At 75.9% G+C, this 13,623-nt stretch carries 10 protein-coding genes, 1 tRNA gene and 1 pseudogene; 8 read left to right on the forward strand and 4 right to left on the reverse strand.

Annotated elements, in window-relative coordinates; all coding sequences use genetic code 11:
- Nucleotides 1-87 precede the first annotated feature (87 nt).
- The gene (locus AB0O19_RS15600; RefSeq protein WP_363619927.1) at nucleotides 88-1,155 is read left to right on the forward strand and encodes an HAD family hydrolase; all 1,068 of its coding nucleotides are present in this window, start codon (nucleotides 88-90) and stop codon (nucleotides 1,153-1,155) included.
- 147 nt (nucleotides 1,156-1,302) lie between these two features.
- Here the strand turns inward: AB0O19_RS15600 and AB0O19_RS15605 are convergent, their stop codons facing one another.
- On the reverse strand, nucleotides 1,303-2,103 hold the full coding sequence (locus AB0O19_RS15605) for a GNAT family N-acetyltransferase (protein ID WP_363619928.1): 801 nt from the start codon (nucleotides 2,101-2,103) through the stop codon (nucleotides 1,303-1,305).
- Nucleotides 2,104-3,103: 1,000 nt separating this feature from the next.
- Here AB0O19_RS15605 and AB0O19_RS15610 point away from each other — a divergent pair.
- From AB0O19_RS15610 to AB0O19_RS15630, 5 genes and pseudogenes are all read left to right on the forward strand, one after another.
- Nucleotides 3,104-4,102 (forward strand): annotated as a pseudogene (locus tag AB0O19_RS15610) (helix-turn-helix domain-containing protein); the annotation flags it as partial.
- A 923-nt stretch (nucleotides 4,103-5,025) separates the two neighbouring features.
- Entirely contained in the window at nucleotides 5,026-5,628 is a 603-nt protein-coding gene (gene orn, locus AB0O19_RS15615) for an oligoribonuclease (protein WP_063349299.1), read from the forward strand.
- Nucleotides 5,629-5,755: 127 nt separating this feature from the next.
- A tRNA-His gene (locus AB0O19_RS15620) sits at nucleotides 5,756-5,831 on the forward strand.
- Nucleotides 5,832-5,964: 133 nt separating this feature from the next.
- Nucleotides 5,965-6,411 carry a DUF4442 domain-containing protein gene (locus tag AB0O19_RS15625; RefSeq protein WP_363583564.1) on the forward strand — a complete coding sequence of 149 codons (447 nt, stop codon included), beginning with the start codon at nucleotides 5,965-5,967 and terminating at the stop codon, nucleotides 6,409-6,411.
- A gap of 110 nt (nucleotides 6,412-6,521) precedes the next feature.
- Entirely contained in the window at nucleotides 6,522-7,433 is a 912-nt protein-coding gene (locus tag AB0O19_RS15630) for a hypothetical protein (RefSeq protein WP_363619930.1), read from the forward strand.
- A gap of 335 nt (nucleotides 7,434-7,768) precedes the next feature.
- Here the strand turns inward: AB0O19_RS15630 and AB0O19_RS15635 are convergent, their stop codons facing one another.
- Both AB0O19_RS15635 and AB0O19_RS15640 read right to left on the reverse strand, forming a co-directional pair.
- Entirely contained in the window at nucleotides 7,769-8,695 is a 927-nt protein-coding gene (locus AB0O19_RS15635) for a fused MFS/spermidine synthase (RefSeq protein ID WP_363619932.1), read from the reverse strand.
- 127 nt (nucleotides 8,696-8,822) lie between these two features.
- Nucleotides 8,823-9,347, reverse strand: coding sequence for a hypothetical protein (locus tag AB0O19_RS15640; RefSeq protein ID WP_363619934.1), 525 nt, complete (start codon nucleotides 9,345-9,347; stop codon nucleotides 8,823-8,825).
- Nucleotides 9,348-9,785: 438 nt separating this feature from the next.
- On the opposite strand from AB0O19_RS15640, the gene AB0O19_RS15645 reads away from it, so the two are divergent.
- The gene (locus AB0O19_RS15645) at nucleotides 9,786-11,375 is read left to right on the forward strand and encodes a tetratricopeptide repeat protein (protein ID WP_363619936.1); all 1,590 of its coding nucleotides are present in this window, start codon (nucleotides 9,786-9,788) and stop codon (nucleotides 11,373-11,375) included.
- 21 nt (nucleotides 11,376-11,396) lie between these two features.
- Here the strand turns inward: AB0O19_RS15645 and AB0O19_RS15650 are convergent, their stop codons facing one another.
- Complete coding sequence (locus AB0O19_RS15650) at nucleotides 11,397-12,053, reverse strand: histidine phosphatase family protein (protein WP_363583574.1); 657 nt, start codon at nucleotides 12,051-12,053, stop codon at nucleotides 11,397-11,399.
- Nucleotides 12,054-12,340: 287 nt separating this feature from the next.
- Between AB0O19_RS15650 and AB0O19_RS15655 the strand changes: the two genes are divergently transcribed.
- Nucleotides 12,341-13,597 carry a hypothetical protein gene (locus AB0O19_RS15655; RefSeq protein WP_363619938.1) on the forward strand — a complete coding sequence of 419 codons (1,257 nt, stop codon included), beginning with the start codon at nucleotides 12,341-12,343 and terminating at the stop codon, nucleotides 13,595-13,597.
- Nucleotides 13,598-13,623: the final 26 nt, after the last annotated feature.

Consider the following 13,623-nt stretch of genomic DNA (forward strand, 5'->3'; position numbering starts at 1 on the left):
AACCCGTTTCAGCCACTACGTACGGCTTCGCGACGCGGTCTGGCATTTGCCAGGTGCATAGGCGCGGCCGCTGGCACCATGCTCGACATGCCCCTGCTCCTGTTCGACCTCGACAACACGCTGCTCCCCAGGGACGCCGCTTTCCGGGCCTGGGCTCAGGATTTCCTGTCCGAGCGCGACCTGCCGCCCGGAGACCTCGACTGGTTCGTCACCCTCGACGGCGGCGGCTACGTGCCGCGCAGCACCGTACTGTCTGCCGTCCGGCGCCGCTACGGGTTGGACGTCTCCGCCGAGTTCCTGCTCGCCCACTACCGACGCGGTATCAACTCCCACATCCACTGCCCGCCCGGACACGTCGACGCGCTGCGGGCGGCACGGGCGGCCGGGTGGACGCTCGGCATCGTCAGCAACGGCGGCACCCGGCCGCAGTTGGAGAAGATCCGGCTGACCGGGCTGGGGCCGCTGGTCGACGGCTGGGTCATCTCCGAGGAGGCCGACTGCGTCAAGCCGGATCCGCTGATCTTCGAGATCGCCGCCCAGCGGTGCGGCGTCGCGCCCACCGGGACGTGGGCCGCGCACACCTGGATGGTCGGGGACCACGCGCCCGCGGACATCGCCGGCGCCGAACTGGCCGGCCTGCGCAGCGTCTGGCTGCACCACGGCCGGCCCTGGGCCGAGAGCGGCTACCGGCCGACGCTGAAGGCGGCCGGCCTGCCGGAGGCCGTCGGCCAGGTGCTCGCCGCACGCGGCGCGCCGTCGGCCAGGCCAGGCCTGCGCGCGGGCGGGCCGGTCCAGCGGCGGTCCGCCGGGGTGCCGGTGCGCGCGGGGGCGCTCGCCGGCGCGCTGACCGGCGCACAGCTGACGGAATCCGCCCCTGACGGCCCGTTCACGCCTGCCGCCGTGAACGCCGGAGCGGCGAGTGCCCCCGATGGTTCGACGGCGGGGTCGGATGTCCGAAACCGCACCGGCGAGTTTGCCGTGGTCGCCGACAGCCGTCCTGGCCTGATCCCCGGCGCGGGCCCGGCGACGGACCTTGGGTCGAGCGTGCTGCGCCCCGTCGCGGTGGCGCGCCCAACGGCCGTCCGCACGGCGGCGGATGGGGTCGGGCCCGCGCGGACCACGTTCGCCGTCGCACCGGCGGCGGCCGCCCCGTAGCGCCCTGCTCGAAAGCGCCACCTCGCGCACCCCGCCCCACACGCCCTTCACGCACCCCACCGCACCGCACCCCACCGCACCGCACCGCACCGCACCCAGCGACCCGCCCCGCACCTGGCGACGACCCGCAGCGGGGCGGTCCGGCCGTCAGCCGTGCGCGGAGGTCCGGGTCCACCAGCAGGTGCGGGCCTGCTCGGTGAACCCGAGCTTGCGGTAGAGCGGTTCGCCGAGCGAGGTGGCGACCAGGGTGGCCGGGCGATCGGGGTGCGCGTGGGCCAGGGCGGTCTGGAGCACGGCGCGGGCCACGCCCTGGCCGCGCCGGCTGGGCAGGGTGGCGACCCAGTACACCCCGGTGGCCCGGCCGTCGTCGTAGGTGAGACAGGTGCCGGCGGTGGCGCCGTCGACGCGGCCCAGCCAGGCCCGGAGCCCGGGTTCGCGCAGGAGCTGTTCCGGCAGCGCGTCGCCACGGGTCCAGGGCTGCCGGGCGGGCAGCGGGAAGCCGTCCACGATCGCACGCTCGACCTGCGCGAACGCATCGCCGTCCAGCGCCTCATCGACCGTCAGGGATCCTCCGCCGTAAGCCTCCGAGCGGAAGGGGAGGACGGCCGGGACGCCGTCGACCGGGCCGGGTTCACGGGTCATCACCGGCATGACCGGCATCCGGGTGGCGCCGAACCGGGTCAGGTCGAGTGCGCCGTACGGGTCCTCCAGGGTGAAGCAGATGGTTTCCCACTCCTTCAGGAGGTCCGCCAATTCGCCTTCCATCAGCGCTGGTTCGATATACGGACCGGTGACCACGAAGCGGTGCGAGTCCTCCGGGGTGCGGGCGCAGCGGACCGCCGTCAAGCCCGGGCGGGTGCGGAACCGCCAGCCGTGCACGCGGGCTTGGGCGAGCCAGAAGGCGGCGGCGTTGTCGTTGGCCTGTTCGAGCCGGCTGTTGGTGTTCACGGCAGGACGGTAACCCGGACGTCACGCCCCGGTTTCGCCGCCCCGGCCCTGGCCGGATGAAGCCTGGGAGGCGCACGAGCTCATTTCGTGCGCCCTCTCGTGCACCGCCGATTTTCGGTCAATTTCGCGCCAATCCCTCCCGCTTGGGCAAATCCGCAGCCCAGACCCGCCGACCGGGCGCGCGCGGGCCGGACGCCCCAGGAGCGGCCCCGCGACAACCAGCCACCGTTACACCGGCCCTCTTCCCAGAAGGGTCGACGGGTGCCACGCTTCGTGATCGAATGCATCACGCCAAATTGCCATGTCGACATAGCGTCGGATGGTGAACTTGTCACAACGGCAATGGTCAACCCGATAGATTTCGATCTTGGCGAGCAGTGCCGCACCACCCACACCACACCACCGAGGGGGCTTGAGCGCCTTGAGCAGGGTGAGCAGGAGCGACGCGGGTCCTGACAGCGGCCAGGCGGCGGCCGGTATCGCGGCTCGGTCCGCGAGAAGCACCGGCACCTCCGCGACCGCCGCCACCACCCGCAACTCCGGCACCCCGGGCGCCGCCTCGCACTCCTCGTACCCCACAGTGCCCTCCCCCGGCACCGCCGCCACCGGCACCCCGGCGGCGGCCGCGGAGCACGGCGGAGCGGCACACGGCGGGCAGGCGTACGGCGGTCCCGCGTACGGCGGGCAGGCATACGGCGGGTCGGCACACGGCGGAGCAGTGCACGGCGGCCAGCAGTCGCACTCCGGACAGGCCGTCAGCCGAGGCACCGTCAGCCCGGCGCAGGCCTACGGCGCCGACTTCCCGGCCTACCCCGGCTACCCGGGGACGGGCGCGCCGAACGGCGCGATCGGCGCGATCGGGGCGAACGGCACTCCTGGCCTGAACGGCGCCCCCACCGGCTCCCTGGGCGGCCCGCTCGCCGGCCTCCCCCTGGGCTCCCCCGGCCACGGCCCGCTGAGCCACGGCGGTGGCCCGGGCGCGAACGGCTCGTCGACCCCGATGACGGTCTCCGCCCCGCGCAAGCTCTCCGGCCGCCGCCGCCGGGAGACCGTCGCGGTGCTGATCTTCGGCGGGGCCCCGATCTTCGAGAGCTCGATCCCGCTGTCCGTCTTCGGCGTCGACCGCCAGGACGCCGGGGTGCCGCGCTACCGGCTGCTGGTCTGCGCCGGCGAGGACGGCCCGCTCGCCACCACCGGCGGCCTCACCCTCTCCGCTCCGTACGGTCTGGAGGCCCTCGCCCGGGCCGGCACGATCGTCGTACCGGCCTGGCGCTCGATCTCGCAGCCCCCGCCGGTCGAGGCGATCACCGCCCTGCGCAAGGCCCACCACGAGGGCGCGCGGATCATCGGGCTCTGCACCGGCGCCTTCGTCCTGGCCGCCGCCGGCCTCCTGGACGGCCGTCCGGCGACCACCCACTGGATGTACGCGCCGACGCTGGCCAAGCGCTACCCCCGGGTGCACGTGGACCCGCGCGAGCTCTTCGTCGACGACGGCGACGTGCTCACCTCGGCCGGCACCGCCGCCGGCATCGACCTGTGCCTGCACGTGGTGCGCAGCGACCACGGCGCCGAGGCGGCCAACGCGCTGGCCCGCCGCCTGGTGGTCCCGAGCCGTCGCAGCGGCGGCGGACAGGCCCAGTACATCGATCAGTCTTTACCGGAGGAGATCGGCAACGACCCGCTGGCCGAGGTGGTCACCTGGGCGTTGGAGAACCTCAACCAGCAGTTCGACGTCGAGGTGCTGGCGGCCCGCGCGTACATGAGCCGACGCACCTTCGACCGGCGGTTCCGCACGCTCACCGGCAGCGCGCCGCTGCAGTGGCTGATCACCCAGCGGGTGCTCCAGGCGCAGCGGCTGCTGGAGACCTCGGAGCTGTCGGTGGACGACGTCGCCCGCCGGTGCGGGTTCCGTTCGCCGGTGGCGCTGCGCGGGCACTTCCGCCGCCAGCTCGGGGTCTCGCCGGCCGCGTACCGGACCAGCTACCGGGCGCGCCGGCCCGGGCCGCAGTCGGCGGTGCCGACCGGTCCGCACGGCGGCGACCTGCGGCTGCCCGGCGCGCTGCCGCACGCGGCGGCCGCGGCCGGGTCGGCGGCGGGCGCGGCGCTGTTCGGCGGGGCACACGGCACGCAGCACGGCACGCAGCACGGCACGCAGCCCGCGTACCCGTTCCCGGCCGGGAACGGCGCACCGGCGCAGGCCGGACCGCACGGCCAGCCGCTGCCGCACGGCGCGTCACCGGCCTCGGCGGGGCAGCCGGGCCCGCACGGCCAGCCCGGCCCGTTCGCTCCGGGGCAGGCCGGGACGTCGGCCGACCGGGCCTTCCACGCCCGTGCCGGGCAGCCGTACCCGCACCAGCAGGCCGCGCAGCAGCCGCACCCCGGGCAGCAGGGTGCGGGGCGCGGTCCGGTGCGGTCTCCGCTGGTGCCGCCGCAGGCCGGGTCGGGGGCGGGGCGTCCGCCGCGCACCGCGGAGCACGCGGCGGCGGAGGACGGCCACCCCCAGCCGGGGGCGCGCGGCCAGGGGCAGGGGCACCGCAGTGCGGTCGAACGGCCCGCGGACGAACCGGGTGCCGCGGCGGGCTCCGCCCGCGGTCACGGCTCGGCGAGCGGCCGGGTGCCGGCCCCCGCCCCCACCGGGCAGCCGACGACCGGGGCGGGCGAGCTCCGGGGCCGGCAGGCACGGGTGCCGCAGGCCCGTCCGCAGGGCGGCCGGGCGGCGGCGACCGACGGTGCCCGGGCGGCGCGCGAGGCCCGTCCGGCCCGGGACGGTCACGCGGTCCGGACCGGGCGGGAGGGCGAGCGGCCGGACGGCCACGGCCCGCACGGCGGCGCGGAGGAGCACCAGGCCGAGGGCTGTGCCCCGGAGCCCCGCTCGGCTCCGCCGGTCCCCGCGGCGCGTGATCGCGCCGTAGGGTGAGTTGTGTGAATGACCGTTTGGTATGGATCGACTGTGAAATGACCGGCCTCGACCTCGACCAGGACGCCCTGGTCGAGGTCGCGGCACTGGTGACGGACTCCGAGCTCAACATCCTCGGCGAGGGTGTGGACGTCATCATCCGCCCGCCGGCGGAGGCGCTGGCGGGCATGCCCGAGGTGGTGCGCGCGATGCACACCTCCTCCGGCCTGCTGGAGGAGCTGGAGCAGGGCGTGACGCTGGCCGAGGCCGAGGCGCGGGTGCTCGCGTACATCCGCGAGCACGTGCCGGAGGCCGGCCGGACGCCGCTGTGCGGGAACTCGGTGGCCACCGACCGCGGCTTCCTCGCCCGGGACATGCCGGCCCTGGAGAAGCACCTGCACTACCGGATCGTGGACGTCTCCTCGATCAAGGAGCTGGCCCGCCGCTGGTACCCGAAGGCGTACTACAACAGCCCGCAGAAGGGCGGCAACCACCGGGCGCTCGCCGACATCCGCGAGAGCATCGACGAACTGCGGTACTACCGCGAGGCGGTGTTCGTCCCGCAGCCCGGACCGGACACCGACACCGCGCGCGCCATCGCCGAGAAGTACCAGGCCCCGGAGGGCTGACCGGAGGAGCCCGGGAGAGGTGCCCGCGTTCGCCTGGACGAAAGCCTGGCGCGAGCACCCTCCCGGATCCTGTAGAGTTCTTCCTGTCGGAACGGGAACGCGGAAGCGGGAACGAGCCGGACAGATGGTGGGTGTAGCTCAGTTGGTAGAGCACCTGGTTGTGGTCCAGGTGGCCGCGGGTTCAAGTCCCGTCACTCACCCCAGAGCCTGAGGGGCCGATCTCTTCGAGAGATCGGCCCCTCAGGCGTTTTCGCGTTTCCTCAACTCTCCACCGCGGTTCGGGTTTTCCCGGCGCAGGCCTGCCGTCAGAAGCTACCGGCTAGTAACATTCCTGCCATGACCACACCTTCGATCGGCCAGCTGCTCGACTCCACCGTGCCGATGGCGCACACCCTCAAGCTGGAGTACCTGGAGACCGCCCCGGACCGCGCCGTACTGCGACTGCCCGACCAGCCCGCGTACCACAACCACGTCGGCGGACCGCACGCCGGCGCGATGTTCACCCTCGCCGAGTCCGCCAGCGGCTGCATCGTGCTCGCCGCCTTCGGCGACCAGCTCTCCCGGGCCGTGCCGCTCGCGGTGAACGCCGAGATCGCCTACAAGAAGCTCGCCATGGGCGAGGTCACCGCCACCGCCGTTCTCGGTCGCCCCGCCGCCGAGGTCGTCGCCGAGCTGGACGCCGGCGGCCGCCCCGAGTTCCCGGTCACCGTCGAGATCACCCGCGCCGACGGCGCCGTCACCGGTGTGATGACCGTCACCTGGACGCTGCGCCCCAACTCCTGACCGCGCCACGGCCGGTGGCCCCGGGCAACCCGGCCCCGGGGCCACCCGTGCGATGACTGTCCGTGACGGCGGGCGTGACCTCACGACCCGTCCGCTCGTTCTCAACTCACATGCGAGCCAATCACGCGACCAAGCCCCAGGAACCCGCCCCCCGCGGCGTCGGCGCACGGCGCGCGATCGGCCGGTGGCTGCCCCGCGTCCTCGCCGCCGGCGGCGCCCTCCTCGCCCAACTCGGGGGCTTCGGCGCGCAGGGCGCCTCCGCCGACCCGCTGCCGGACCAGACCCGACCAGCCGTCCGCCGCACCCTGGCCGGCGGGTCGGCGCCCGGCCGGCTCGTCCAGGCCGGGCGGCCCGCGTACGACGGGCCGTCGGCCGAGCGGTCCGACACCCCCGGGCGCCCGGCGGCCGAGGAGACCGACCGCCCCTCCCCCGGGCTCGCCGGGGAACTGACCGGCGCCGTCCCCGACGCCGGGATCGACGGCGCCACCGGCACGGTCGGCAGCGTCTTCCAGGACCGGATCCGGGCCGGCGGCCTCCCCCTGCCCGGCCAACGGGCCGCCGTCCCCGACGCCTTCGCGATCGCCTCCGGCCTGCTCGACACCGTCCCCGCCCAGGGCCGCCCCGCCGAGACCCGCGCCTCCCGGGAGGGCGGGCCCGCCGAACTGCCCGCCACCGCACGGTCCGGCGCCGCCGGAGGCCGCTCCGCCGCACCGGCCGCCACCACCCGCCCGTCCGGGGCGGCCGACGCGCCCCCGGTCCAGGAGGCCACCGCCCCGGACGGGCGGAGCGCGGCCGGACCCGCCACGAGTCGTGACCGGACGGGCACCACCACCGCCCCGCCGGTCGGGCCCGGCGCACCCGCCCAGCCGCCCGAAACCCTCGTGCTCGCCGACACCGCCACGGTGACGGCCGTGGGCGACGGCTCCGCCACCGCGACCGCCGTCCTCGCGCCGATCGCCGCCGGGCTGCTGCTGACCGGCGCGGCCATGTGCAAGCACCGCGGCCTGCCGCGCGGGCACTGACCGGGCTCACGCTCCTGGCGACGGCTCCAGCGCCGGCCGCGGACGTGCACGCCCGGGGGCGAACCGGGCGGCGTGCTGCCGATCCGGGTCGCACTCCTCGCCGGCCGGGACGGCTCCGCGTCCGGACCGGAGTCGGGATGCCGAGTCGGCGCAGGCCGGACGGCGACCACCGCTGTCAGCCTCGACCCGGACCGCCGTCAAAGGATTTCAGGCGGTGGGCAACCCCGCCGGGCGGTCAGCCAGGAGGTCAGCCGGGCGCCCCGCCGAGCGGTGAGCCGGACGCGAGCCCCGCCGGGCGGTCAGTCGGGCGGTCAACCGGGCAGTCAGCCGGGAGGTCAGCGGAAGACGCCCAGGGGCGGGGCCGGGGAGGGGGCGGCGGTGGCGTCCGTGGCGGGGACGGCCCCGGCGGCGAACGCGGTGAGGGCGGGGCCGTGTTCGACCCGGCCGAGGGCGGCGTCGGAGGCGACGCGGCGGGTGAGGTCGGCGATCGGGAAGGGGGCGTGCGCGCCGGCGAGGACGAGGTTGCCGAAGCGCTTGCCGCGCAGGACGGCGGGGTCGGCGACCAGGCACAGTTCGGGGAAGACCGCACCGAGGGTGGCGATCTGGGAGCGGGCGAAGGGCAGCGCCGAGCCGTCGGCGATGTTCGCCGCATACCAGCCGCCGGGGGCGAGGGCGCGGGCGGCGAGGGCGGTGAACTCGACGGTGGTGCAGTGGGCCGGGGTGCGGGCGCCGGAGAAGACGTCGGTGATGACCAGGTCGGCGCTGCCCTCGGGGGTGCGTTCGAGCACGCTGCGGGCGTCGGCGCCGCGCACCTTGATCTGCCAGCTGCGTTCCAACGGCAGCTCGGTGCGGACGAGTTCGGTGAGCGCGGTGTCGATCTCGGCGACCTGCTGGCGGGAGCGGGGCCGGGTGGCCGCGACGTAACGGGCCAGGGTGAGGGCGCCGCCGCCGAGGTGCAGCACGGTGAGCGGGCGGCCGGACGGGGCGACCAGGTCGATCAGGTGGCCGAGCCGGCGCTGGTACTCGAAACCGAGGTGGGTGGGGTCGGCGAGGTCGACCATGGACTGCGGAGCACCGTCGATCAGCAGCGACCAGGCGGCGGGGCGGTCCCGGTCGGGGCGCAGTTCGGCGAGGCCGGAGCCGACCGGGCGGGTGAGCGGGCCCTGGGCGTGGGCGCGGCCGCCGGGGCCGGTGACGTCCGGCCCGGTGTCGCGCTCGGTGCCGCGGCCCGTGCCCCGGGCTGCTCTGCTGCTTCGTCCCATGACCGCCATTATCGCCGCCGGGCGGGGAGGCCTCGCCGGTCAGGGAGGTCCGGGGGCGTGCCAGGTGGATCCGGCCGGAGGGGCGGGCCAGGCTCGCGGGCCCGGCGGGATCCGCACGGCACGCCCGCTAGAACGGGCCGAGGCCGCCTGCGGTGAGCGTGCAGGCGGCCTCGCAGAGGGCGGATCGGAGCACCCAGGCGTCGGTGGGGCGGGCGGCGCAGGCGGCGCCGGAGGGGGGCATCACCCACCGTGGGTCGGTGGCGGTCGGCAGCAGGGCGCCGGCGGTACAGGAACTGCCGGGCAGGTGCCAGGTCTCGCTGGTGCCGGCGGGGACGAGGAAGGTGACGGTGCTGCCGTTGCGGCTCTGCAGGACGGCCCCGCAGGCCCTGCGTAGCCGCAGGATGTCCACCGCCTCCAGACCGTGCCGCAGGGCGACCGTCACGGTGTCGCAGGTGGTGACGAGGGTGTCCTGGTCCGGTCCGGGGCCGAGGCGGTGGCCGGGGTGCCGGCCGCCGCGGGGGGCGCGTCCGCCTTCGACCGGGCCCCGGCCGGGGATCCGGTCGTCGGCCGGGTCGGGGAGCAGGGCGGGGGCGGCGCCGGCGAGCACGCCGCCGGCGGCCGGTCGGTACTGCGGCAGTCCGGTGGCCATCATGGGCCCTCCTGTACCTCGTCGGGTCGGAAGCGCCGCCGCCCGGGAGGTGGGGGCCGCTGGGACGGACGGCAGGCCGGGGCGACGGCCTGGGCTTCCACGTATCAGGACAACGCGGCGGACACCGCGCAGGCCACGGGGCGCCTTACAGCAAGGCATGGCATTTCATGGCGGATAACCCGCAACCACGCCCGCTTTATACCGAATTGGGGGCACATCTCCCAGGAACCGGCTGTGGTCGACCGGTCACGCCCGGTACTGTCGGTGGCGGGTCGCAACGACCCCACCGGCCACACCGGGCCGTTCCCGCACCGTCGCGCACCACCGTGCCGACACCCGGACCGTACCCGCACTTCGCCCCCGCACCCGACACCCGCGCACCTCCGGCGCCGCCGGCCGCGCGCCCGCACCACCACCCTCCGCACGACCACGGAGCGCACCATGGCAGCCACCCCACCGGCCGAGCCGAACCGCCCGTCACCCAACGCCGTGATGCGCGCACTGCGCGGCGACCGCTCACCCGGCGAGTTCGCCATGGCCGTGCGCCGGGCGGCCCGGGAGATCGGGGAGCACGTCTCCTGCGACGCCCGCTACGTCGGACGGGTCGAATCCGGTGAGATCCGCTGCCCCAACTACGCCTACGAGCGGGTCTTCCGGCACATGTGGCCGGATCGCACGCTCACCGAACTCGGCTTCTCCCCCCGGACCGCCGTACGCCGCCGCCCGGCGGACGGTGCTGGCGGGAGGGCCGAAGCCCCCCCGCTCCACCCACCGTTCCCGCCCCCGCCCGCCCCGCGCTCACCACTCTCCACTCAACTCCCGTACGCTGCCTCGCCGTACGCGGATCCAGCCGCTCCGACCAGGCCCCCGTGGCCGAAGGCCGTCGCGGTGCCCCGGGGGCCTGATGGATCGCCCTATCTCGACGAGGAGAACGACGACGTGCGTCGCCGTACGTTCCTGGCCGGCGGCCCGACCGCGCTGGCCACCGTGATCGGCATCGACCGGCCGACCGTGGCCGCCGCCGCGGCCACCGGCAGTGCCCCCGCCGACCCCGCCGCACCGGTGCTGTTCGAGCCCGGCCCCGGCGCCTTCGTGCCCGGCCGCCCCGGGCCGGTACCGCCACCCCGCAAGGTCGGCGCCGCCGAGGTGCTCGGCGTCGAGGAGGCCGTCCGGGAGATCCGGCTGGCCGACGACGCGCACGGCGGCGACACCCTGTTCGAACGCGCCGGGCAGTCGCTGCGCACCGCCTACCTGCTGCTCAACGAGGGCGAGTACAGCGCGGAGACCGAACGCCGGCTCCAGGCCGGAGCCGGCGAACTCGCCATCTCGGTGGGCTGGTTGGCGCACGACTCGAACCGGCTGGCAGACGCCCGCTCGCTCTACGCCGAGGCGCTCGCCACCGCCCGGATGGCCGGCGACGCCGCACTGGAGGCGCACGTGTTCTGCAACAGCGCCTTCCTCGCCCGGGACGCCGGCCGCCCCCGCGAGGCGCTGCGCGCCGCCCAGGCCGGGCAGGTCGCCGCCCGCCAACTGGACTCCGCCCGGCTGCTCGCACTGCTGGCCATGCGGGAGGCCGGCGGCTGGGCGCTGCTGCAGGACCGCGCCGCCTGCGAACGCGCGATCGCCCGGGCGTACACGCTGTTCGGCCGCGGCCGCTCCGAGGACGATCCGGAGTGGATGTCCTTCTTCGGCGAGGCGGAGATCGCCGGCCTGCAGTCGCAGTGCTGGTCCGCGCTCGGCGACTGGGACCGCGCCAGCGAGCAGGCCGGGCTGGCCATAGCACTGCAGAAGCCGCACTTCGTCCGCAACCGGGTGCTGTACACCGCCGAGCTGGCCCACGACCGGCTCGGCCGGGGCGACTTGGCGGGTGCGGCGCACCACGGTTCGGCCGCCGTGGCGCTGTTCGGCGAGGTCCGCTCGGCCCGGATCCGGAGCATGCTGGCGGACACCGCCGAACGGCTGCGCCCGCACGCCGCCGTGACCGAGGTGCGCCACTTCCTGGCCGGGTACGACCAGGCGACAGCCGCCTGAGGGACGGATCCTGACGGTCCGTCAGTGACCGGCGGCCAGGCCCTCCAGGTGGGAGAGGTCGTTCCAGACCTCCACGGCCGGCGCGCCGTACTCCCAGGAGAGCACGCAGAGCGCGGCGGTGCCGAGCTTGAAGCGCTGGGCGAACTCGGGCGGCAGGCCCAGCCAGCGCGCGGTCAGGATGCGCAGCAGGTGGCCGTGCGCGAACAGGACGACGTCCCGGTCCGCGCAGTGCATGACGGTGGTGTCCGGCTCGGGGACGCCGTGCTCCTCGTTGAGGCCGGCGAGGAAGGCGTCCACCCGGGCGGCCACCTCGGAGAGCTTCTCGCCGCCGGGCACGCCGTCGCGCCAGATCAGCCAGCCGGGGTGGTCGGTGGCGCGGATGTCCGCGCCGGTGCGGCCCTCGTACTGGCCGTAGTCCCACTCCAGGAGCTCCGGGCGCTCCACCGCCCGGTCGCCGAAGCCGGCCAGGGCACAGGTCTCCTCGGCGCGGCCGAGCGGACTGGTGTAGACGAGCGCGTCCGGCAGCCCGTTCCAGGGGGCCTTGGCGAGGCGGGCGCCGAGCGCCCGGGCCATCGCCCTGCCCTCCTCGGTCAGCGGGATGTCGGTGCGGCCGGTGTGGCGGCCGGTGGCCGACCATTCGGTCTCGCCGTGGCGGACCAGCACGATTCGGGCGGGCATGGCAGGCTCCTCGCAGCGGGGCGGTGGCAACGGTCGGTCTCACCCTTGAGCACCGGGTTCCATGATCCCTCACCCGGACGGCGGGCACGATCGCGGGCCGGGCCGAAACGGCCCGGAAGGCGACGGCGGGCCGAAACGGCCCGGAGGGGGCGGCGGACCGAAACGGCCTCGGTGCCCGGGCCGGCCGGGTCCCGGGGTGTCCCCACCCGGCACGCACGCGCGGTTCAGGCCGGAACAGGCCGGTCCGCACCGCATTGTCGGACCCGGGTGCGACACTGGGCCGCACCATGAACGTCTCGACGAACGTCCCGTCCACCGGGCACGCTGAGCCGCTCGCCCAGCGGCTCGCCGAACTGCGCGGTCCCGCGCCGCAGCGCAGCCTGAACGCCCGTTCCCTCGCCGCGCTCGCCGCCAATCCGGGCTGCCACCGCCGCGCCGTGCTCGACGCGGCGGGGGTGGACAAGTCGACGCTGGCCGCCCGGCTCGGCCGCCCCGCGCCCTTCGGGCAGTCCCCGTTCGCGATCGCCCGCGGCGTGATCTTCGAGTCCCGGCTGAAGGCGGACGACTACGCCGCGCTGCTGGAGCCGCTGCGCGGCCACCTCGGCGTCCCGGCGGACGGCGGCACCCCCTTGCAGGTGCCGGACCTGCTGCACCGTTCCGGGCCCGCCGTCCGGGCCGACCGGACGGTCGAGGCGCTGGCCCGGGCCGCCGCCGACCCGGACGCCTGGACGCTGCTGGACCACCCGATGCTGCGCCTGGACGTGGCCGGCGGCACCGCCTACCTGGAGCCGGACGCGGTCGTGGTGCACGGCGGGCGGTGCACGGTGGTCGAGATCAAGTCCTTCCCCGTGCTGGACGGCGGCGCGGACCCGGCCAAGGTCGGCGCCGCCGCCCGCCAGGCCGCCGTGTACGTGCTGGCGCTCCAGCGGACCGCCGCCGCGCTGGCCGGCCACCCGCTCGACGCCGACCCGTACACCGAGCAGCGGCTGCCCGGCAGCCCCCGGTCGAGCGTGCTGCTGGTCTGCCCGAAGGACTTCGGCAACCGGCCGACGGCCGTAGCCGTCGACGTCCGCCGCGAGCTGGCCACCACCCGCCGTCAGCTGAGCCGGATGACCGGCATCGACCGGCTGCTGGCGGAGCTGCCGGCGGGCGCCGACTTCGACCTGGCGGCCGACGAGGAGGGCGTGCCGGCCCGCTCCGCCGAGGAGCTGACCGCCTCGGTCCAGGCGGTGCCCGCCGCGTACGGCCCGGACTGCCTCTCCACCTGCGAGCTCGGCTTCCACTGCCGCGCCCAGGCCCGCTGCGGCGACCGGGTCGAGCAGCTCGGCCGGGGCGTGCGCGGCGAACTGGGCAGCATCCGGACGGTGACGCGGGCCCTGGCCGCCGCCGAAGCCGGCACCGCCGCCGTGGCCGAGAACGCCGACCTGGACGACAACGCCGACACCGCCGACACCGACGTGGACGAGGCGGCCGACCGGCTGGCCTACGCGGCCGCGCTGCGCGCCGAGGCGCTGGGCAAGGCCCCGACGGCGGGCCACGCATGAGCGGGCGCAGCACGGCCGTACGCGAA

Source organism: Kitasatospora sp. NPDC091276 (genome assembly GCF_040684355.1).
In the GTDB taxonomy this organism is placed as follows: Bacteria; Actinomycetota; Actinomycetes; order Streptomycetales; family Streptomycetaceae; genus Kitasatospora.